Source organism: Neorhizobium sp. T7_12 (genome assembly GCF_002968535.1).
GTDB classification, from domain to species: domain Bacteria; phylum Pseudomonadota; class Alphaproteobacteria; order Rhizobiales; family Rhizobiaceae; genus Neorhizobium; species Neorhizobium tomejilense.
Genome location: NZ_PVBK01000015.1, coordinates 62,879 through 84,299 on the forward strand (window position 1 = coordinate 62,879; position 21,421 = coordinate 84,299).

Annotated in this window: 22 protein-coding genes; 3 read left to right on the forward strand and 19 right to left on the reverse strand. The window is 61.3% G+C overall.

The window, feature by feature from the left end; genetic code table 11:
• The first annotated feature begins 197 nt into the window (after positions 1-197).
• Positions 198-626 (forward strand): Hsp20 family protein, encoded by a 429-nt coding sequence (locus C5J26_RS24705; protein ID WP_046667429.1) that lies wholly within the window; start codon positions 198-200, stop codon positions 624-626.
• 44 nt (positions 627-670) lie between these two features.
• Complete coding sequence (locus C5J26_RS24710) at positions 671-928, forward strand: DUF1150 family protein (protein WP_046630469.1); 258 nt, start codon at positions 671-673, stop codon at positions 926-928.
• 4 nt (positions 929-932) lie between these two features.
• Here the strand turns inward: C5J26_RS24710 and trmB are convergent, their stop codons facing one another.
• From trmB to C5J26_RS24790, 16 genes are all read right to left on the reverse strand, one after another.
• Entirely contained in the window at positions 933-1,649 is a 717-nt protein-coding gene (trmB, locus tag C5J26_RS24715; RefSeq protein WP_371681948.1) for a tRNA (guanosine(46)-N7)-methyltransferase TrmB, read from the reverse strand.
• A gap of 69 nt (positions 1,650-1,718) precedes the next feature.
• Positions 1,719-2,978, reverse strand: coding sequence for a methionine adenosyltransferase (metK, locus tag C5J26_RS24720; RefSeq protein ID WP_105404186.1), 1,260 nt, complete (start codon positions 2,976-2,978; stop codon positions 1,719-1,721).
• Positions 2,979-3,164: 186 nt separating this feature from the next.
• Complete coding sequence (locus tag C5J26_RS24725) at positions 3,165-3,581, reverse strand: helix-turn-helix domain-containing protein (RefSeq protein WP_037079404.1); 417 nt, start codon at positions 3,579-3,581, stop codon at positions 3,165-3,167.
• Positions 3,582-3,732: 151 nt separating this feature from the next.
• Positions 3,733-5,334, reverse strand: a complete 1,602-nt coding sequence (lnt, locus tag C5J26_RS24730) for an apolipoprotein N-acyltransferase (RefSeq protein WP_105404187.1) — start codon at positions 5,332-5,334, stop codon at positions 3,733-3,735.
• Between the two features lie 91 nt (positions 5,335-5,425).
• Entirely contained in the window at positions 5,426-6,613 is a 1,188-nt protein-coding gene (locus tag C5J26_RS24735) for a hemolysin family protein (protein ID WP_105404188.1), read from the reverse strand.
• Positions 6,614-6,622: 9 nt separating this feature from the next.
• A complete protein-coding gene (gene ybeY / locus C5J26_RS24740; protein ID WP_105404189.1) occupies positions 6,623-7,132 on the reverse strand; it encodes an rRNA maturation RNase YbeY in 510 nt (169 codons plus the stop codon).
• 18 nt (positions 7,133-7,150) lie between these two features.
• The gene (locus C5J26_RS24745) at positions 7,151-8,206 is read right to left on the reverse strand and encodes a PhoH family protein (protein ID WP_038539202.1); all 1,056 of its coding nucleotides are present in this window, start codon (positions 8,204-8,206) and stop codon (positions 7,151-7,153) included.
• A 25-nt stretch (positions 8,207-8,231) separates the two neighbouring features.
• Positions 8,232-9,644 (reverse strand): tRNA (N6-isopentenyl adenosine(37)-C2)-methylthiotransferase MiaB, encoded by a 1,413-nt coding sequence (miaB, locus tag C5J26_RS24750; protein ID WP_105404246.1) that lies wholly within the window; start codon positions 9,642-9,644, stop codon positions 8,232-8,234.
• Between the two features lie 43 nt (positions 9,645-9,687).
• Positions 9,688-10,491, reverse strand: coding sequence for a 1-acyl-sn-glycerol-3-phosphate acyltransferase (locus tag C5J26_RS24755; protein ID WP_105404190.1), 804 nt, complete (start codon positions 10,489-10,491; stop codon positions 9,688-9,690).
• Positions 10,488-10,916 (reverse strand): Fur family transcriptional regulator, encoded by a 429-nt coding sequence (locus C5J26_RS24760; RefSeq protein WP_046603134.1) that lies wholly within the window; start codon positions 10,914-10,916, stop codon positions 10,488-10,490. The genes C5J26_RS24755 and C5J26_RS24760 overlap by 4 nt, the downstream gene beginning before the upstream one ends.
• 41 nt (positions 10,917-10,957) lie before the next feature.
• Entirely contained in the window at positions 10,958-11,452 is a 495-nt protein-coding gene (locus tag C5J26_RS24765) for a GNAT family N-acetyltransferase (RefSeq protein WP_046628535.1), read from the reverse strand.
• A gap of 17 nt (positions 11,453-11,469) precedes the next feature.
• Positions 11,470-12,135, reverse strand: coding sequence for a tRNA (adenosine(37)-N6)-threonylcarbamoyltransferase complex dimerization subunit type 1 TsaB (gene tsaB / locus C5J26_RS24770; RefSeq protein ID WP_105404191.1), 666 nt, complete (start codon positions 12,133-12,135; stop codon positions 11,470-11,472).
• Positions 12,136-12,153: 18 nt separating this feature from the next.
• Positions 12,154-12,720, reverse strand: a complete 567-nt coding sequence (locus C5J26_RS24775; protein ID WP_105404192.1) for a NifU family protein — start codon at positions 12,718-12,720, stop codon at positions 12,154-12,156.
• A gap of 114 nt (positions 12,721-12,834) precedes the next feature.
• On the reverse strand, positions 12,835-13,314 hold the full coding sequence (locus C5J26_RS24780; protein ID WP_038539180.1) for a universal stress protein: 480 nt from the start codon (positions 13,312-13,314) through the stop codon (positions 12,835-12,837).
• A gap of 135 nt (positions 13,315-13,449) precedes the next feature.
• Entirely contained in the window at positions 13,450-14,514 is a 1,065-nt protein-coding gene (gene trpS / locus C5J26_RS24785) for a tryptophan--tRNA ligase (RefSeq protein WP_105404193.1), read from the reverse strand.
• Between the two features lie 97 nt (positions 14,515-14,611).
• Positions 14,612-15,010: a VOC family protein gene (locus C5J26_RS24790; RefSeq protein WP_105404194.1), complete on the reverse strand. Its 399-nt coding sequence runs from the start codon at positions 15,008-15,010 to the stop codon at positions 14,612-14,614.
• Between the two features lie 374 nt (positions 15,011-15,384).
• Here C5J26_RS24790 and C5J26_RS24795 point away from each other — a divergent pair, with 374 nt between their 5' ends.
• Positions 15,385-15,825 carry a DUF882 domain-containing protein gene (locus C5J26_RS24795; RefSeq protein WP_105404195.1) on the forward strand — a complete coding sequence of 147 codons (441 nt, stop codon included), beginning with the start codon at positions 15,385-15,387 and terminating at the stop codon, positions 15,823-15,825.
• On the opposite strand, the gene murJ is transcribed toward C5J26_RS24795, so the two are convergent.
• From murJ to C5J26_RS24810, 3 genes are all read right to left on the reverse strand, one after another.
• Positions 15,822-17,390 carry a murein biosynthesis integral membrane protein MurJ gene (murJ, locus tag C5J26_RS24800; RefSeq protein ID WP_105404196.1) on the reverse strand — a complete coding sequence of 523 codons (1,569 nt, stop codon included), beginning with the start codon at positions 17,388-17,390 and terminating at the stop codon, positions 15,822-15,824. The genes C5J26_RS24795 and murJ overlap by 4 nt on opposite strands.
• Positions 17,391-17,414: 24 nt before the next feature.
• Positions 17,415-20,252, reverse strand: coding sequence for a [protein-PII] uridylyltransferase (locus C5J26_RS24805; RefSeq protein ID WP_105404197.1), 2,838 nt, complete (start codon positions 20,250-20,252; stop codon positions 17,415-17,417).
• A gap of 112 nt (positions 20,253-20,364) precedes the next feature.
• Positions 20,365-21,396: an AraC family transcriptional regulator gene (locus C5J26_RS24810; protein WP_172723898.1), complete on the reverse strand. Its 1,032-nt coding sequence runs from the start codon at positions 21,394-21,396 to the stop codon at positions 20,365-20,367.
• Positions 21,397-21,421: the final 25 nt, after the last annotated feature.

The following is a 21,421-nucleotide window of genomic DNA, read 5'->3' on the forward strand; positions in this document are numbered from 1 at the left end:
GAATGCTCCTTTTTTCCGGGTAGTGGTCCACAACCTGACATTCTGTCAAGTGCCGCATGATCGGGGGCATTGTACAGCCGTGTCCATCAGTCCCGCCGCTCATCCTTGCGGTCGCCGCCGTAACCTCCCATATAACGAACGAGTTGGCGGGCCGCCCGGCGGGCGCCGACATGGTCGCTTGTTGCAAGGACTGTCCGATGAGCCGAATGACGCCGTTTGCGAGCCCCCTGCTTCTGGGCTTCGACGCCATGGAAAAGACACTCGAACGCCTTGCGAAGGCGAACGACGGTTATCCTCCCTACAACATCGAACGCATCCGCGCTGACGCTTCCGGTGCCCCTGAACGGCTGCGAATCACGCTGGCCGTCGCCGGTTTTTCCGAAACCGAGCTCGAGGTGACGACGGAAGAAAACCACCTCGTCATCCGCGGACGCCAGACGGAGCAGGGTGAGCGCGACTATCTTTACCGCGGCATTGCTGCCCGGCAGTTCCAGCGCATGTTCGTGCTGGCCGATGGAATGCAGGTTTCCGGCGCCTCGCTCAAGAACGGCTTGCTGTCGGTCGACCTTATCCGCCCCGAGCCCGCACGCATGGTGCGAAAAATTAACATTTCCGTCTCAGAGTAGGTCAATGGCGCTAATGCCATTGCCCCTCAATGCTGGAGGCTGGAATGCTCCTGAAAGAAGCGAATACGCGTTTGACGCAGTCCGAACTTGCTCATCTGGGCGCCGGAGAGGTCGGATACATTCGCAAGATGCGGTCAGAAGAAGTGTCCCGCTGCTTCCCTGAAGCCCCGGATATCGATCCCAGTCTCGATCTTTGGGCCCTATTCGGCGCAGATGGCACGCCGATTCTTCTCACCGACAATCGCTCCAGCACCTTCTTCAAGGCTGCTGAAGACGACCTGAAGACCGTCAGCCTGCACTGACTTTTCAGGCTTTCCTGAACGTCAGATAGGCCGAGGAACGACCTTCTCGGCGGGCCTTGTTCTCGTATCGCGTACCCGGCCAGCCGGCGAAGGGCGTCAGCCAGTCGGAAGCTTGCTCCGCCTGCCATTGGAAACCGCCATGGTCGCGGCAATGGGTCAGCGTCCAGTTGACATAGGTGTCGATGTCGGATGCGAACAGGAACAGACCGCCCGGCTTCAGCACGCGGTGGAAGCGGTCGAGATTGACCGCAGACACAAACCGCCTTTTCCAATGTTTCCGCTTCGGCCACGGGTCCGGATAGAGCAGGTCGATGCGATCGAGCGATGCATCCGGCAGCCAGTCCAGAACCTGCGTGGCGTCGTCGTCATAGACCCGGATATTCTTGAGCCCCAGTTCGTCGACGCGCGACAGAAGCTTCGCCATGGAATTGACGAAAGGCTCGACGCCGATGAAGCCGGTTTTTAAATTCTCCTGCGCACGGTGGACCAGGTGCTCGCCGCCGCCGAAACCGATTTCCAACCGCAGTTCCTCGACCGGTATCGGAAATATCTCCGAAAGCACCGCCGGCGCTGGCGCCTGAAGATCGAGCTTCAGCGCAGGCAGCAGTATCGCCATCCCCTCCGCCTGGCGTTCGCGGAGCTGCTTGCCCTTGCGGCGCCCGAAGAAGGCTTCGGTGCTGCGGCTCGGGTGCTGCGGTTCGGTCATAGGCTGGTCTCTCATGATAAAAGCGGGCGTCTCCGTCAGGAGGCACCCGCTTTACAGTTTTATGGAGCTATCCGTAAAGGCCGATCAGGCGGCCTTGAGGGTCTCTTCCTTCAGCGCATCCTTGAGCGGCTTCGCCAGATCGGTCTTCTCCCAGGAGAAGGAGCCGTCGCGGCCGGCCTTGCGGCCGAAGTGGCCGTAAGCGGAAGTCTTCGCATAGATCGGCTTGTTGAGATCGAGATGGCGGCGGATGCCGGTCGGCGACAGGTCCATGACCTTGCGGATGGCGGCTTCCACCTGGTCTTCCGTCACGCCCTTGCCCGTGCCGTGCAGGTCGACATAGATCGACAGCGGCTGGGCGATGCCGATTGCGTAGGAAATCTGGATGGTGCAGCGGTCGGCAATGCCGGCAGCAACGACGTTCTTGGCCAGATAGCGAGCAGCGTAGGCGGCCGAACGGTCGACCTTGGTCGTGTCCTTGCCGGAAAATGCACCGCCGCCGTGGGGAGCCGCGCCACCGTAGGTGTCGACGATGATCTTGCGGCCGGTAAGGCCTGCGTCACCATCCGGGCCGCCGATGACGAACTTGCCGGTCGGGTTGATGTACCACTTGCAATCCTTGGCGATCGGCAGGTCGCCGAGCGCTTCGCGGATATAGGGTTCGACGACCTGGCGAACCTTCTTGGAGTCCCAGCTCTCGTCGAGGTGCTGGGTGGAAAGAACGATCGAGTCGACCGCGGCCGGCTTGCCGTTTTCGTAACGCACGGTCACCTGGCTCTTGGCGTCCGGGCCGAGCTTGCCGGCGTCACCCTCGCCCTTCTTGCGGGCGATCGCGAGAAGCTGCAGGATCTTGTGGGAATAATAGATCGGCGCCGGCATGAGGTCCGGCGTTTCCTTGCAGGCGTAACCGAACATGATGCCCTGGTCGCCGGCACCTTCGTCGCCCTGCTTGTCGGCAGCACTGTCAACGCCCTGTGCGATATCAGCAGACTGGGAATGCAGCAGCACGTCGATCTTGGCCGTCTTCCAGTGGAAGCCGTCCTGCTCGTAACCGATGTCACGGATCGCCTTGCGGGCGGCCGACTTGAACTTCGAAGGATTGATGACGTCCTTGCCGTCCTTGTCCTTCTTCATCAGGCTCGGCGGCAGGCGGACTTCGCCGGCAATGACGACACGGTTCGTGGTTGCCAGCGTTTCGCAGGCAATGCGCACGGTCCAGGGATCGACGCCGGTCTTGGCCGCCTCGCGGTACACAAGATCTACAATTTCATCGGAGATACGATCACAAACCTTGTCCGGATGGCCCTCGGCAACGGACTCGCTGGTGAACAGATAACTTGCGCGCATTACGGGATTCCCCTCAAAGAAACGAACGCACCTGTGTTAGTGATTTCCATCGACAAACACAAGCGTACAACGACATAAATATATCTTTATGTCTATAAGTCTGACATTCCCGCAACACCCCGATGCTCCGGTGCGGGCAACAAAAAAGCGGCCCGGAGGCCGCTTCTGTGCTGATATCAATGAGCCTTATTCGACCTCGGCATCCGCTGCCAGGGCCTTTACGAGATCTACCACACGCCGGCGAACTTTCGGGTCCGAAATCTTCACGAAAGCCCGGTTCAGTTGCAGGCCTTCGGAGGAGGAGAGGAAATCGACCACGTAGTTGGAGCTTGAGGCTTCCGCCATGCCGCCCTGACCGCCCTGATCGCCCGGCGCATCTTCGAAGAAGAAGGAGACCGGCACGTTGAGAATGCTGGAGATGTTCTGCAGACGGCTCGCGCCGACGCGGTTCGTGCCTTTTTCGTATTTCTGAATCTGCTGGAACGTAATGCCAAGGCTTTCACCGAGCTTTTCCTGGCTCATTCCGAGCATGGTCCGGCGAAGGCGAATTCGGCTCCCGACGTGAATATCGATCGGGTTCGGCTTCTTTTTGTTTTCAATCATAACGATGTCCTGACACGTTTGTTGTTCAATCCTCACAACCCGGTCTGCGTGTGGAGATACACTTCGTGCGGCTGGTCACAACAGGCTCAACGTTTGAAGCATATGGCGAGACGAAAGGCTGCGACCACTATGCAATTTTAGGGGTTTTTGGTCAATTCGTCCGAAAATTAAAACCAGCGCGCGAGATGGCTGCAATCAACAACATCAGTGCAAGAACCAACCAGAAGTGCTGTTCCCGAGCATTTACATCCCAATGCGGGATTGAAATACTGCCCAAGGTTGCGTCCATCACGCCTTTTTGATTATAATCCAAGCCCCGGATCAGCCTCCCGAAGGGGTCAACAACCGCTGAAACGCCGGTATTTGCGCCGCGAATCAGCGGCAGGCCGTTTTCGACGGCGCGGATTCGTGCCTGCTGGAAGTGCTGATACGGCCCCGGCGTCGCTCCGAACCAGCCGTCATTGGTAACATTTAGAAGCGCGCTCACCCGCTCCACGTCAAGCCCGATCTCGTCCGGGAAGATCGCCTCGTAGCAGATCAACGGATAGAAGGTCCTGCCCCCCGGCAGCGTCAGCATGGCCCGTACCGGAGCGGCACTGAAGCCGCCCGGCATCGCGATGGCATCGGGGATGCCGAGATTGCGCAGGAGATCTTCGTAGGGGACATATTCCCCGAACGGGACGAGATGCAGCTTGTCGGAGGCCGATACGATCTGGCCTTGGCTGTCGATCACATAGATGGAATTGTAAAAACGCGGCGCGAAGCCTGCGCCCGCATCTTCCGAACGGACCGCGCCGGTAATCAGGACCTGGCCATCCTGCAGCACCTCGGCGATGCGGGTCAGCGCATCCGGGTTCTGGGTCAGAATGAAGGGCACCGAGGTTTCGGGCCAGACGATGATGTCCGGTCGCTTGCCACCGTTTTCGGGCGGCAAAGCCGACAACGCAAGATGTTCCTCGAAGATCGCCGCCCGTTCGGCATCGTCCAGCTTTCGCGCCTGGTCGATGACCGGCTGAACGATGCGGACGACCGGCTGATTGTCGGCGGCAGGAGCCGGCGCGGCGTCGGCAATCTGCAGACGGTAGGCGCCATAACCCAGATGGGCGGCAAACAGCAGGACGGCGAGCGTCAGTCCGGTCCGCATGCCCTTTCTGGTGCCTATCAGGGCGGGTGCCGAAAACACGAAGACGGCGACAACCGTCACGCCGAAAATGCCGAGCACGGCTGCGGACTGCATCATCAGGGGCATGGGCATCGCGCCATATCCGACCGCATTCCAGGGAAAGCCGGTGGCGACGAAGCCGCGAAGCCATTCGGCGACACCGAAACCGAAGGCAAGCGAGGCCATCCGCCCGAAACCATCCGACCAGAAGATGCGGGCGATCGCCGTCGCGAGACCGTAAAATAGGGCGAGATAGGCAGGCAGGCCAAGAACCGCGAACGGCAGCGCCCAGGCAAATTCATCCGCTTCCACCAGAAGCGCGTTGCCAAGCCACCAGAGGCCGGCGACGAAGTAGCCGAAACCGAAGACCCAGCCGATCCAGAAGGCCGACCGGAACCGCGCGAACCGTCCCCCATCCGGATTGCCGGTGGAACCGTCCATCAGCCAGACGAGCAGCGTGAAGGAGATGAAAAGTGCTGCGAAAAAGCCGAAGGGCGGCAGGGCGAGCGCACCGATCGCTCCTGCGAGAAAAGCGACGACGACGCGCGGGAAGCCCCAGAGAAGCATGATCCTGCCCGCCAGCCGCTCCATCTATGTTCCCTTCCGCCCCCGAATCAGCGGCTGCAGTCTTTCAAAAAATGGCGGGCTTGTCGTGAGGTCAAAGAGGCGGACACCTCAGGGATCATTCAGCCTGGTGATTGCGCCGGTCGGCATCCTGAGCGGATGGCGCCGGCAGCAGGGCAGTTGTCGTCGTCTGATCGGTGAGCAGCATTTCGCCCTCCCCTTTCTGACGGCGGCGCGCGAGCGTTCGCTTGCGCAGGATCCGGACGCGCTTGATGCGGCGAGGATCGGCCTCCAGGATATGGAATTCGAAGCCAGGCACCGCCTGCACCACTTCGCCACGCACCGGAATACGGCCGAGCGCAGAGAAGATCAGGCCGCCCAGTGTATCGACGTCTTCGAGACGGTCGCGAATGTCGAAGTCAGAACCGATCGCCTTGGCGATCTCCTCCAGTTCGATACGCGCATCGGCGACGAACACGTCCTCGCTGGTGCGGGAGAACATGACCTCTTCATTGTCATGTTCGTCCTCGACGTCGCCGATCACCATTTCGACGATATCCTCGTGGGTGACTAGGCCGTCGGTCCCGCCATATTCGTCGATGACGAGCGCGAGCTGGGTGCGGGCGGCCTGCATGCTCTGCATGAGGTCGGAGGCGAGCATCGAGGGCGGCACGAACAGGATCTTGCGGATCAGCCCGGCTTCGGCAACCGTCTGCTCGAGATCGACGCGGCCGAGGTCGAAGGCAGGCCGCGGGGTGCGCACCGTCTTTTCGGCCTTTTCCGGCTTGTCGGTGGCAAGCGGCATCGGCTGGGTGGGTGCGGCGCGCGCACTGGTGCGGCGTTTGTTGCGCGCCTGCTTGGCCAGATAGGACAGGAGGTCGCGGATATGGACCATGCCGCGCGGGTCGTCGAGCGTGTCGTTATAGACAGGCATGCGCGAGCGACCGGTTTCCTCGAAATGGATCATCAGTTCGCCGATCGTCATGGTCATGTCGACCGCCTCAATGTCGGCGCGCGGCACCATGATGTCTTCGACGCGGATCTCGCGGAACCGGAGAATGTTGTGCAGCATCGCCCGTTCCTCGGGCGAGAAGGCATTGCTGATATTGGTGTCGGTCATCAGCGCATCGGCGAGGTCCTCGCGGAGCTTCTCGCCCTGCGACGGCCTGAGTAGCCTCACGGCGCGCGACCAGAAAGAGCTTTGGTGTTTTTGGGCTTCCGCTCGAGACGGACTACTGCCCTCTTCCGAGGAACTCGAGTCGGCGTCCTTGCCCTCACGGGTCGGGTTTGTCGAAAAGTCGTTCATTGGTCCAGACTATACTATCGGGTCTTGCCCCGCATAGGGGTCAGATAGGCCAAGGATGGCCAAAATGCGAGTCTCCAACGCTTCCATTCTTTCCGCTTCGTCCGTTTGCATATGGTCGTAGCCGAACAGATGCAGAAAACCGTGGACGAGCAGATGGGTCAGATGATCCTCGAAACTTTTATCGAGATCAACCGCTTCCCGCTCAACCGTCTCGCGAGCGATGACGATATCGCCGAGCATCGGGCCCGGCATCTTGCCCGGTTCGAGCGGAAAAGCCGGGAAAGACAGCACGTTGGTCGGCTTGTCCTTGCCGCGCCATTCGGCGTTGATTTCCTTGATCGCCGCATCGTCGGTAAAGACCAGCGACAATTCCGGGGCGGTTTTCGGGAATGGCTGCTTTTCCTGGCCCGCCAGGAATTCGGCAGCCGCCCCAAGCGCTTTTTCGCTCAGGGCCAAAAGGGCAGGCTCTTCGGGCCAGCCCTCGTCTTCAATGCTGATCTGTATGTCGAGTTGGGGCATAAGGTTTGGAGCCGACCGTTACCGGTCGACTTCCTCGCTCTCCTCGTGGACGGCATATTGCGCATCATAGGCCCGGACGATGCGGCCGACCAGCGGATGGCGGACCACGTCCGTATCCTTGAAGCGGATCACCGAGATGCCCTCGACGCCCTTCAGGATCTGCAGCGCTTCCACCAGGCCTGATTTCACGCCGCGCGGCAAATCGACCTGGCTCGGGTCGCCGGTGATGATCATCCGGGCATTTTCGCCGAGACGGGTCAGGAACATCTTCATCTGCATCGACGTGGTGTTCTGCGCCTCGTCGAGGATGACGGCGGCGTTTGCGAGCGTGCGGCCGCGCATGAAAGCGAGCGGCGCGATTTCGATGACGCCGGCGGTGATCGCCCGCTCCACCTTGTCGCCCGGCATCATGTCGTAGAGGGCGTCATAGAGCGGCCGCAGATAGGGATCGACCTTGTCCTTCATGTCGCCGGGCAGAAAGCCCAGGCGCTCGCCGGCTTCGACGGCCGGCCGCGACAGGATGATGCGATCGACAGCCCCGCGTTCCAGAAGCTGGGCGGCATGAGCGACGGCGAGATAAGTCTTGCCGGTACCGGCCGGGCCGACGCCGAAGACAAGCTCCGACCGTTCCAGCGCCCGCATATAGGCGTCTTGGGTCGGGGTGCGCGCGACGACCGTCTTCTTCTTGGTGGAAATCTGGCTCATGGAGAGCTTGGCTTTTTTCTCCAGCGTCGGCAGCTGCAGCTGGTCGTCGGCCGCCTGCGCCATGCGGATCGCACCGTCGACGTCGGAGGTCTCGACCGAGCCGCCCTTCTGGATGCGTTCGTAAAGGAAATCCAGCGCCCGGCGCGCCTGGTTGGTCGCCGTCAGATCGCCGGAGATGGCCACCGAATTGCCGCGTGCCCTGGCATCGATGTGAAGCCGCTCTTCGAGAAGTTTGAGATTCTGATCGAATTGCCCGAAAAGCTCGCTGGCGAACCTATTGTTCTCGAACGTCAGGACAAAGTGATTGGCGTCGGTAGCGGCGGTGCGGGGCTGGCGCGCGGATGAAGAAACCAATTCACGTCCGTTCAAGTAGGGCAAGCTCCTCGATGTTAGCTCAGGCTCCTATTAAACTCTCTGCCGGGTCGGCAAACAAGCTGTTCGGGCCGGTTCCACTGATTCGTACCTGGATAATGTCACCGATTTGCGATGTTTTTGCATCAACATTCACAGATTGAAGCCAGGGAGAACGTCCGATTATCTGTCCTGGCATGCGACCGGGCTTTTCCAGCAACAGGTCGATGACTTTTCCAACGCAGGATTTGGCGAATTCGGCCTGCTGTTTCAAGAGCAGGGCCTGCAATCTTTCCAACCGCTCCGCCTTCACCTCTTCCGGCACCTGATCGCCGAGGTCGGCGCCGGGCGTGCCGGGACGGGTCGAATATTTGAAGGAATATGCCTGGGCGTAGTTCACGTCCTCGACGAGGCGCAGCGTATCTTCGAAATCCTTGTCCGTCTCGCCGGGGAACCCGACGATGAAATCTCCGGCGATGGCGATATCCGGCCGAGCTTCGCGGATGCGCTCGATCAGGCGCAGATATTCGGTACCCGTGTGGCGGCGGTTCATGGCTTTCAGAATGCGGTCAGAACCGGCCTGGACCGGCAGATGCAGGTAGGGCATCAGGGTGCGCAGGTTGCGATGGGCCTCGATCAGCCGGTCATCCATGTCGCGCGGGTGGCTGGTCGTGTAGCGCAGACGCGCGAGGCCCGGGATTTCCGCCAGGCGATAAAGCAGGTCGCCGAGGCTCCATTCGCCGCCCTTCGGGCCTTCCGCACGCCAGGCATTGACGTTCTGGCCGAGCAGCGTGATCTCGCGCACGCCGCCATCGACAAGCCGCAAGGCTTCGTCGACGATCTGCTGGACGGGACGAGAAACTTCCGACCCGCGCGTATAGGGGACGACGCAGAAGGTGCAGAACTTGTCGCAGCCTTCCTGAACGGTGAGGAAAGCGGTGACGCCGCGGGCGCGGATCTTCGCCTTCTCGGTAACCGGCAAGTGCTCGAACTTGTCCTCGACCGCATATTCGGTGTCGACGACAGGCTTGCCGCCGCGGGCGCGCCTCAGCGCTTCCGGCAGGCGATGATAGGTCTGCGGGCCGATCACCACGTCGACGGCCGGCGCACGGCGGATGATTTCCTCGCCTTCTGCCTGGGCGACGCAACCGGCGACGCCGATCATCAGCTCCCGACCTTCGGCAGCGCGTGCCTTCTTCATGTCGCGAAGACGCCCGAGCGCCGAATAGACCTTGTCGGCGGCCTTCTCGCGGATGTGACAGGTGTTGAGGAGGATGAGGTCGGCCTCGCCCATCTCTTCGGTCGGCACGTAGCCTTCGCCCGCCAGCGCATCGCTCATGCGGCCTGAATCATAGACATTCATCTGGCAGCCGTAGGTCTTGATGAAGACCTTGCGGGAATTCGGGCGCTGGGCCGGCTCGTCGGCGGCCACGGAAAGAGAGACGTGTTCGTTCATGGCTCGCTCCATACCGCAAGAAGACCCGGAAATGAAGCGTTTCCTAGAGCGCTTCGTAGTCACGGCCCCGCAGATGGCGGATTAGCATACGCCGAAGCCGGCTCGTCACGGCCATGCTCAGGTGCTTGCGGTTGTCGCCAGCGCGGAAATCGACCGTTTCGCCGAAGGCGACGTCCACGTCGAGCGCGCCTTCCTTCAGGACGCCGAGCAGATGCGGCACGAGTTCGATATCACCCGGCCAGGCGGCGATCGGCCGATGGTAACGGCCCATGGCCATGCCGTGGATGCGGGTATAGGCGATCGCCACCGGCTGGACATGCACGACACCTTCCGGCGTGCGCTGCACCGCGGCAGCAGCAGCGCCAAACAGCGACGACTTGACCTCCAGAAGCCGGTTGCCATCGGAGGTAGTGCCTTCGGGAAAAAGTACGACGATCTCGCCGGCTGCCATGCGCTCGGCGATCTCGTTCACCTGATCGCCGGTGCGGCGCTTCTGCTCGCGAGCGACGAAGATGCTTTTCTGCAGCTTGGCGAGCGTGCCGAAGACCGGCCATTCCGACACTTGCATCTTGGCAATGAAGACCACGTCGGCGATCGCGCCGAGCACCAAAATATCCTTCCACGACGCATGATTGCAGGCAAGCATCAGCGGCCGGCGGCGATCCAGCGTTCCGTGGACATGAATGCGGATGCCAAGCAGAAAACAGGCAGTCTTATGCCAGTAGCGCGGGATATAGCGGCGGATCTTGAGGTCGAAGGCGAGGCCGAGGAGCTGAAACGGCAACAGGACCAGCGTAACTGCGAAAAGAGCAACGAAAACGAAGCCGATCCGCGCCCAAGTAATCACTTATCGTCCTTGTCCAGCGGGATGCCGTAGAGCTCCAGCCGGTGGCCGACGAGACGGAATCCATGCTCCCGGGCAATGCGTTCCTGCAGCGCCTCGATTTCGGCCGAGCGGAACTCGATGACATTGCCGGTGTTGAGATCGATCATATGGTCGTGATGTTCCTCGGGCACGGTCTCGTAACGCGAGCGGCCGTCGCGGAAATCGTGACGTTCGATGATCCCTTCGTCCTCGAACAATTTTACAGTGCGGTAGACCGTCGAGATGGAGATACGCGGATCAACCTTGGAGGACCGGCGATAGAGTTCCTCGACATCCGGATGGTCAACGGACTCCTGCAGGATACGCGCGATCACGCGGCGTTGATCCGTCATTCGCATGCCTTTCTCGGCACACAGCTCCTCCAGGGTCTTGGAAAGGTCTGTCATGTCGTTTTGGCCTTCGAAACGTTCCCGTAGAAACTAACGGACTAACGAAGAACTCGGCTCATGACAAGCGCCGTGGATCGCGTCCCGTCCGGCCCGGCATAATAGGCGGGGCGCTCGCCCACTTTCTGGAAACCGAGCTTGCGGTAAAGCTCGACAGCCGGGCGATTCGCCGCCTCCACTTCCAGGAACATGCTCTCCCCGCCGCGCGCCGCGGCCTCGCGCAGGGCAGCCTGCATCAAACGCCAGCCAAGGCCCACCCGGCCGAATTTCTCGTTGACGGCGACCGTCAGGATCTCCGCCTCGCCGGCCGCTTCCCGCGACAGAACGAACCCACCGAGCGGCTTGGAGAAAAACGCATTGGTCTGACGGGCGATAAAACCGAAGACATTTTGCTGCAGGAGCAGGTTCTGGAATTCGCCGTCACTCCACTGACGCGGAAATCGTTGGCCATGCAGCTCGGAAATCTCCAGGCAATCGCTCGCCTCCATCGGTACGACTTCGAAATACGGCTTCCAGGTCAGGTAATCGTCGAGCATCGGCGCAGTCTGTACAGTCACGAACGGGCAAGGGCAAAACCGGTCTGCGGTTTCGCATCTGGTCCTCGAAGATACAATGGTTTGGGACGTTGCGCATCCACAGGTTTTTCAGCGGCGATGCGGGCGACCACGGCGATGTCGAAGCGATCCCGCCCGTCATATTCGGCAACTCCCTTGCCAAGGGAGTGCTCTACCCAGGAGCCGGTCATCACCGCCGAGAGGGACTGGCCAAGTTCCGAAGCGTCCTCTGGCGAAAGTGCTGCGGGTTGGCTCAACGCTTCCCCGTTGGCGGAAAACGCCTGGGTGTAGACCTCGTTGCGCTTGGCATCCATGGCAACCACGACCGGCTGGCCAGGGTGTTCGCCAAGAAACTTGAGCGCCAACGCCTCGAGCGTTGTTACGCCGACCGATTCGACACCGAGCGCGAGCGCGAAACCACGGGCGGCGGCAACACCGACGCGAATGCCGGTGAAAGAGCCAGGCCCGATGACGACTGCAACACGCTCGACGGCTTTGAGGGCAAGACCGGCTGCAGCGAGCGCTTCGTCGATGACCGACATCAGCCTTTCGGCATGGCCCTTGCCGATCGCCTCGGTGACTTCAGACAGCACTTTGCCCGCGGCGCTGTCATAGAGCGCTGCGGAGCAATCCACCCCGGCGGTATCGATGGCAAGAACAATCATTCAGCGGTGCCGGCGGGCTCAGAGCGCTTCGACGGCCTGCACTTCCGGAACGAAATGCTTGAGCAGGTTCTGCACCCCGTGCTTCAGCGTCGCCGTGGAAGACGGGCAGCCGGAGCATGCACCCTTCATGTTGAGGTAGACCGTGCCGTCGCGGAAACCCTTGAAGGTAATGTCGCCGCCATCCTGGGCGACGGCGGGGCGGACGCGGGTTTCGAGCAGTTCCTTGATCGTCGCGACGATCGTTTCGTCGTCCTCGTCGAAGAACTCGCCTTCTACGTCGGATGCTTCAGCAAGCGTGGACGTACCGCCCATGACCGGCGCGCCGGACATGAAATGCTCCATGATCGAGCCGAGGATCGCCGGCTTCAAGTGCTGCCATTCGGCGCTTTCCTTGGTGACCGTGATGAAGTCGTAACCGAAATAGACGCCGGTGACGCCGGAGATGCCGAACAGGCGCTCGGCCAGCGGAGATGCTTCCGCCTCGCCGGCATTGCGGAAATCGGCGGTGCCTTTTTCCATGACGACTTTGCCGGGCAGGAACTTCAGGGTCGCCGGGTTGGGGGTGGCTTCCGTCTGAATGAACATCTTGTCTCTCCTGGGGCACGGCGCCCCTCGCAATTTAGAACTCTTCAAAAGAAGATAAGCCGTATCAGCTTTTCGTTCAAGTGCTCCTTTGCCTGCGCAAGATCAAGTCCGCAATCAGGCCAGCGCGTCGATTTCCTCGGCCGTCAGCGTGTCGGGCAGCACGGTGACGGGGATCGGGAAGGCAGCAACGGCGGACACCAGGGGTCCCGGCCCTTCCTTGGTTGAGCCGGCCGCCAGCACGAGGACCGCGATATCGCGGTCTTCCTCGACCAGCTGGATGATCTGCTCGCTGGCGTTGCCTTCGCGGATGACGATTTCCGGATCGATGCCGATCGTATCGCGCACCTTCTGGGCGGCCTTGGCCATCACCGCATCCGCCTCTTCGCGGGCCTCGGCACGCATGATCTGCTCGACGCCCAGCCATTGCTGGAAATCGCCTTCGGGGATGACGAAAAGCAGGACAAGACCGCCATTGGAGTTCTTGGCGCGGCGCCCCGCATAGTGGACTGCCTTTTCACATTCCGGCGTGCCGTCGATGACCGCCATGAACTTGCGCCGGTGCCCTTCAAGCCGCGAAAGCCGTTTCGATACCATGCCGCCCCTCCTTCGCATGTAGACGACCCAAGCAGTCGTGATGCGGAACTTATACCAACCGGAAAAAATGAAAACCCGCCACGAATGTCGTGACGGGTATGCAATCTTTGCGTGGCCTGAAAGGCGCCGATAATCTCAGCGCAGGAAGCCGACGATGTCGAAGACGTCTCCCATGACCTTCTCGGCGCGGGCGCGGGCGCGCTCGCCACCATCCTTGAGGATGGCGTCGATATGGGTCGTGTCGTCCATCAGGCGACGCATTTCCGAGGTGATCGGCGCGAGCACGTGCACGGCGAGGTCGGCCAGCGCGGGCTTGAAGACCGAAAACTGCTGGCCGCCATACTCGGCGAGCACGTCGGCCTTGCTCCTGTCGGCAAGGGCCGCATAAATGCCGACGAGATTATCGGCCTCCGGGCGGCCCTTGAGGCCTTCGAGTTCGCTCGGCAGGCCCTCCGGATCGGTCTTGGCCTTGCGGATCTTCTTGGCGATCTCTTCCGGCTCGTCCATCAGGTTGATGCGCGACAGGTCCGACGGGTCGGATTTCGACATCTTCTTGGTGCCGTCACGCAGCGACATGACGCGCGGTGCCGGCCCCTCGATCAACGGCTCGACCAGCGGGAAGAAACCATGGATCGGCTCCTCGCCGACGACCATGTCGACGCCGGTGCCGGCGGCGCGGATCTTCTCCTGGAAGTCGATGTTGAACTTCTGGGCGATATCGCGGGCGAGTTCCAGGTGCTGCTTCTGGTCGTCGCCGACCGGCACGTGGGTGGCGCGGTAGACGAGAATGTCGGCGGCCATCAGGCTCGGATAGGCGAGCAGGCCGAGCGAGGCGTTCTCGCGGTCCTTGCCGGCCTTGTCCTTGAACTGGGTCATGCGGTTCATCCAGCCGATGCGGGCGACGCAATTGAAGACCCAGGCAAGCTCCGCATGCTGCGGCACGGCCGACTGGTTGAAGACGATATGTTTCTTCGGATCGATACCCGAAGCGATGAAGGCGGCGGCAATCGAGCGGATCTGCCCCCGCAGGTCGTCATGGACGAGCTGGGCGGTGATCGCGTGCAGATCGACGACGCAATAGATGCAGTCGTTATTTTCCTGCAATGCCACGAACTTGCGGATCGCGCCGAGGTAGTTGCCGAGATGGAGATTGCCGGTCGGCTGGACGCCGGAAAAGACAAGCGGCTTGAAGGTATTCATATCGTCCTCAATTAGGCTGGTGGAGGGCCCCAGACCCGAAGGGTCATGTTGCTAACGCGCGGGCTTATGCACGGCGAAGCGCGGAGGATCAAGAGCATCAGCGGGCCGCGTGTTCAATCAGATCCCAGGTGTTGCCATAGGGATCGGCAAACACCGCCACCGACCCGTAAACCTCATGGCGCGGCTCCTCGAGGAAACGGATGCCTTTGGCGGTCATGGCGGCATGATCGCGGACGAAATCGTCCGTTTTCAGGAAGAAGCCGACCCGGCCGCCGGTCTGGTTGCCGATTGCCGCCTTCTGCGTGTCGGTGGCGGCCTTAGCCAACAGCAGCGCCGCGCCCTCGCTGCCCTTCGGCTTCACCACGACCCAACGCTTGCCCTCCGGCTGCACGCTGTCCTCCAGGCAGTCGAAGCCGAGGGCGCCGCAATAAAAATCCTTGGCCCGGTCGTAGTCGTCGACAATCAGGGCCACCAGAAACAGCGATTGAACGGGCATCAAAAAACTCCGGACTCGATTGACTTTCAGCCGACCAGAAATTGCGGGTGAACGCGGTCTTGGCAAGGGTGGAAGAGCCGCTCAGGGCGCCTGCCGGACCACTACAACGACAAAAGAACCACCACCATAGCCATTCGAGGTAGGGCCGGGAAAGGGTACCTCTTTGGGAGCATCTCGCCTACGTCAATACTCCTAAAGGGAAAATTTTTCCTGGGACCCCTCCGAAAAGATTAACGGGCGTTAGTCTTTTAGGCAGCCATAATCCCATTTCTGAGCAAAAGTCTCCTTATTCACGCCCCTTTTGGAAAGGAAATACCCAAGCGTACCACGGTTAACCGGTCATGAACGACACGGTCTGTCCTCGGGGGATCCCCATGCGCATCATATTTCGCGTCGCGCTTTCCTGCCTATTGGCGCTAGGCCTGAATGTCACCGCAGAAGCTGGCGAAAGCCAAAAGCGAAGAAGTACTTCCTTCAAGCACGATTATTCAGCCTTCTTCACCGTGCAGCGCGTCAGCGTTCGCACGAGTTGCTTTCCGGAAAAACTGGGGGCCATCCTTGCGCATATCGCGCGAGAGACCGGCCGCAAGCCGATGGTCACGTCCGGTCATCGGCCGCATTCGGGCAGGTCGCAGCATAGTCATTGTTATGCCGCCGACATCCGGGTACCGGGCGTATCGGAGCGAGCGATCCTTGCCGCTGCGGCCAGCGCACCCGGCATCGGCGGCATCGGCCGTTATTGCAACGGTATCGTCCATGTGGATGTCGGGCCGAAACGCCGGTGGGCATATTGCGGGCGGCGCAAGCGGGCTTAGGCCTTAGGCTTCCGCTTGATGTTCCGGCGTATCATGCCGATGTCGGCGCCGCCGATCAGGAAGGCGCAGGCGAAATAGACGGCCATTGCCAGGACAAGCAGGCAGGAGAGAGCCGCGACCTGGTGGATCAGCAGGGCATCCGGAGCCAGCCACGGGCCGGCATGGCGGAGTGCATAGATCAGCGCTGCGGACATGATCGCGGTCGAGACGAGCAGCAGGGCCGTACGCCTCGCGAGTGCCCATTCCCATGCGAGATGGCCGCGCCAGACGAGCGTCGTGAACAGCAGGATGGTATTTGTCCAGCCCGCCGCAGCCTCGGCAGTCGCGATGCCGCGCTCGGCGATCAGCGGGAAAAGCGAAATCGCTAGGCCGGAATTGATGACGACCGAGAGCATGGTGAAACGCATCGGCGTCCTTGTGTCCTCACGGGCATAAAAACCCGGCTGCAGCGCCTTGATCAGCACGAAGCCCGGCAGGCCGATGCCGTAGATCGCAAGGATTCCAGCGACGACCGAGGTGTTTTCGGCGGAGAAGGCGCCGCGCTCGTAAAGCACACGGATGATCGCATCCGACAGGATCCAGAGCCCGGCTGCGGCCGGAAGCGTCAGGAACAGCACAAATTCGATCGAACGGTTCTGGGTATTGGCAGCTTCCTTGAGATGCCCGCCCTTCAAGGCACGGGCAAGTTCCGGCAGAAGCACGACACCGACGGCGACGCCGACCACGCCGAGCGGAAGCTGGTAGATGCGATCGGCATATTGGAGGGCGGCGATCGCGCCTTCCTTGCCGGAGGCGATCGCCTGGCCGATGATCTGGTTGATCTGGGTGATGCCGCCGGTGACGGCAGCCGGCACGGCCAGCACCAGAAGGCGCTTGACGTTCGGCGTCATCCTCGGGCGGCGGAAGCCGATGTTGATGCCGGCATGGCGAACTCCGGCATAGACCACGGCGAGCTGCAGTATGCCGGCGGCCAGAACGCTCCAGGACAGATACCAGGCGATGGTCAGCGGATCGGCATGGATCCAGAGGCCGTAGAGCAGCGCCCCGATCATCACCACATTCAGGAAGACCGGGGCGATGGCGGCCGCGAAGAAGTGATGCAGCGAATTGAGCATGCCGCTCATCATCGCCGTCAGCGACATGCACATCAGATAGGGGAACATCACTGCCGCGAGGCGGATGGTGATGGAGGTCTTTTCGGGATCATCGGCAAAGCCCGGTGCGATGATCCATTCCACTAGCCATGGCATCATCAGTTCCATGACGATGGTGATGATCATCAAGGCGGAGAAGAGAACGCCGAAAACCTCTTCCGAAAAGCGCTTGGCGCCCTCGACGCCGTTCGCCTCGATCTCTTTCGAAAACAGCGGCACGAAAGCGGCGTTGAAGGCGCCCTCGGCAAACAGCCGGCGGAAGAGGTTGGGGAAGCGGAAGGCGGCATAAAAGACGTCGGCCATCGGGCCGGTGCCGAGCGCCGCCGCCATGAAGGTCTCGCGCGCAAAACCGAAAATCCGGCTGCCGAGGGTCGCTCCGCCGACTGTCGCGAATTTCCGGACAAGGCTCATCGGGAAGGGCTCATCGGACGAAACTCATACGCTGGCCTTGGACTTGCGCGGCTGGGACGCCTGGTCCGGATTGGGGGCCGGCGCGATCATGCCCATCGGCATGCCGCTTCTGAGTTCGTCCTCCTGCTCGGACATCACAGCCTTCAGCCGGGCCGCGATATTGCCCTGGCGGTTCTCGTTGACGACTTTCTGGCCGACGAGATCGGTCACATAGAAGGTATCGATGACCTTTTCGCCGAAGGTGGTGATGCGTGCCGAATGGATGTCGAGCGAGAGATCGGCGAGCACGGCGGTGATATCCGCAAGCAGGCCGGTGCGGTCGAGGCATTCCACCTCGATGACCGTGAATTTGTTCGACAGGCCGTTCGAGAGAATGACCGACGGCGGAATGGTGAAGGTCTTGTTGCGTTTGCGGGACTTGGCACGCGTCGCGATGACTTCCGGCAGGCGCTTCTTGCCCGACAGCACGTCCTCGATCATCCGGCTGATCGTGCCGGCGCGGCGCAGTTCGTCCTCGTCCACCGGAAATTCGCGGTTGATCAGAATGGTGTCGAGCGCCCGTCCGTCCGAGGTCGTGAAGATCTGCGCATCGGCAATGTTGGCGCCGGCCGCGGCGCAGGCGCCGGCGATGATCGACAAAAGGCGGGGATGGTCCGGCGCCAGGACGGTGATCTCGGTGATGGCGTGGAAACTGTCCGTCCTCACCATGGTGGCAAGCGCCTGGCCTGCCTTGTCCGTGTCGCGGAGGAACTTCGTGTGACGGACCTGGTCGTCCAGCGAGACCGACAGGAGGTAGGGCTGGTAGTGCAGTTTCGAATACGTGCGGCGGTCCTTGGCGCTCCAGTCGGCCAATGCCTTGACGAGCTCCTCCTCGGCGACCTTGGCGCGCTCCTTGCGCGACACTTCCGAAAAGCCGCCCGAGAGCAGCAGCTCAGTCTCGTAGTAGAGCGTGCGCAGCAGCTGGCCTTTCCAGCCGTTCCACACACCCGGGCCAACGGCGCGGATATCGCAGATGGTCAGGATCAAGAGCAGCTTCAGCCGGTCCATCGACTGCACCTTTTCGGCGAAGTCGGTGATTGTCTTGCGATCGTGCAGGTCGCGGGTCTGGGCCGTCATCGACATCAGGAGATGCACTTCGATCAGCCAGACCACGAGTTCGGTCTGCTTGGCATTGAGGCCGAGACGCGGGCAGAGCTTGCGCGCGATGCGGGCGCCTGCGATCGAATGATCCTCCTGGCGGCCTTTGGCAACGTCGTGCAGCAGCACGGCGACATAAAGCGCCTCACGCTCTTCGACGCTCGGCATCACCTTGTTGGCAAGCGGGTGGATATCGGCAGCCTTGCCCTTGTCCACTTCCGACAGCGCCTCGACGGAGCGGATCAGATGCTCGTCGACCGTATAGTGATGATACATGTTGAACTGCATCATCGCGACCACCTTGCCGAATTCCGGAATGAAGCGGCCGAGCACGCCTGCCTCGTTCATCCGGCGCAGCATCAGCGCCGGATCACGCCGCGAGGTCAGCATCGAGAGGAAAAGCCGGTTGGCCTCTTCGTTCTCGCGCACGTCGTTGTCGATCAGCGAGAGCGAGCGGGTCATGCGCTTCAGGGCATCGGGATGGAGTTCCAGCCCGTTGATATCGGCCACATGGAAAAAGCGGATGATATTGACCGGATCGCGCTTGAAGACGTTCGGATCGGCAAGCGTGATGCGGCCGCGGTCCACGACGAATTCCACGGTGCCGGGGATCTTGTGGAGGCGTTTGGTGAAGCGTGAGATGACACGGTTGGTGAGGCCGGGTGCCGCCTTCGCCTGCTGCTCCTCCAGCGCGGCGCAGAGAATGCGGGTCAGATCGCCGACATTCTTCGACACGAGGAAATAGTGCTTCATGAAGCGCTCGACGGCGGAGAGGCCGGGGCGCGAGTGATAACCGAGGCTCTCTGCGATCTCGCGCTGGATGTCGAAGGAGAGACGCTCCTCGGCCTTGCCGGTCAGGAAATGCATCTGGCAGCGCACCGCCCAAAGGAAGTCATCGGCCTTTTCGAACGAGCGCGCTTCCTCCCGGGAAAGAACGCCCACCTTGACGAGTTCCGTTGTTTCGCGAACCCGGTAATAATATTTGGCGATCCAGAAGAGGGTATGAAGATCGCGCAGGCCGCCCTTGCCTTCCTTGACGTTGGGTTCCACCAGATAACGCGTATCGCCGGCCTTCTCGTGGCGATTGTCGCGCTCGGCAAGCTTGGCGGCGATGAATTCCGGACCGGTATCGGCGACGATTTCCTTGTCGAAACGGCTCTCGAGGTCGTTCACCAGCGCCTCGCGGCCGCAGATGTAACGGCTTTCGAGAATGGCGGTGCGGATCGTCATGTCCGTCTTGGACAGCCGGATGCATTCTTCGACGGTGCGGGTCGCATGACCGACCTTGAAGCCCATGTCCCACAGCACATAGAGCAGGAACTCGACGGCCTTGCGCATGGTCTCGGTATTTCGGGGAGGCAGCAGGAACAGGAGATCGATGTCCGAACCCGGCGCCAGCGTATCGCGGCCGTAACCGCCGACGGCCGCCACGGCGATATCCGTGCCCTCGCTATAGAGGCCCTCGGCAATCGTCTCGTAGAGAACGCGGATCAGCTGATCCTGGAGCCAGGAGATGCGGCGGGCGCAATTCAGCCCGCTGCCGTCCTTGGAGAGAAGCTGGCGGGCCTTTTCGCGGCCCTCGACGCTTGCCCGGCGCAGCAACGGCAGAAGCGCCGCCCGCAATTCGAGCTGGGGGCGATCCTTGTCCTTGACGATCGCCCTGCAATCGGCCCGAAGACGGGCCACGTCGAGAAGTTCAGAAAAATCGATGTCGTGTCTGGCCATGTTATCCTGCCGGTGCCCGGCCTGCGGAGGGAGGCTATAATCGTTTTGAGGCACCTTGACCAACGATTATCATCATCGGACGTTTCAAAGTTGTTGCTTCCTGCGTCGAAGTTCAAGCCGATGTTTTTCTGGCACCGGCGTCTTGTGCGGCCCTTGCCTCGCCTCTCCATTGCTTGGGGTTCGTCCCCGTCACCCGACGAAATTCCCGATTGAAGTTCGATTTCGTCGAAAACCCGACGTCCAGCATGATCTGGATCACCGTCCGCTCGGTTTCCCGCAGAAGGCGGCAGGCTTCCGCAATCCGGCGGTCGTTGACGAACTGCGAGACATTCAGCCCCGTCACCCGATTGATGGCGGCAGAGACCTCACGGGCCGGAAGTCTCGCCTTGCGGGCAAGCTTTGCAAGGCTCAGGTCTTCGCTCCTGTAAAGCTCGCCCTCCTCCAGCGCCGCCTCGATACGGAATAACGTGGCCTTGTCTTCTTCAGTCGGCTTGAGTGCGGGGGAAGCGACACTTGGTTTGGGCGGGGAGAAATCGGGGGCGAAATAATAGACGATCACGGCGCCTATCGCCGTGAGGTTCATCATTGTGACAGCCAACGGTACATCGCCGGCGCCGTAGATATCGGTGTAAACCGCCAGTGCGGCATCGCTGACGGCGAAGAACAGCATCAGGCCCGCGGTCAATCGGGCGGCGCGCACGGCTGGGCGAACCCGCTGCAGGGAGGCCTCCGCCATCACGTCGTCGCCGCCCGAAAGGGTCAGACGGTAAAGCGCAACGCCATAGGCGAAAAAGATCACCAGCAGCAGCGGGTCGACAAGATCACGGAAGAAGCCAACCGCCACGGCTACGACACAGGGCACCGCGGCGTGCAACCAGGGCCGATCGAGGGGTTTTGCGGTCAGGCCGCGGAACGCCAGGAAGGCAAGCGGCGGCATAATGGACGCGGTGATCGGCAGTAAGGGCACCAAACCATTGACGCCGTAGCCGAAGCGCAGCCCTACGCCGACGCCCTGAAATGCATAAAGCACAAGGAAGGCATGGAAATAACGCCGCGTGCCAGGCAGTTCGACACCCTTCAGGCTGCGATAAAGCGTCAGCGCGAAGACGAGGCCGGCAAGAAAAGGCAAGGGAACGGACAACACGCAGGATACCCGATGAAACGGCCTC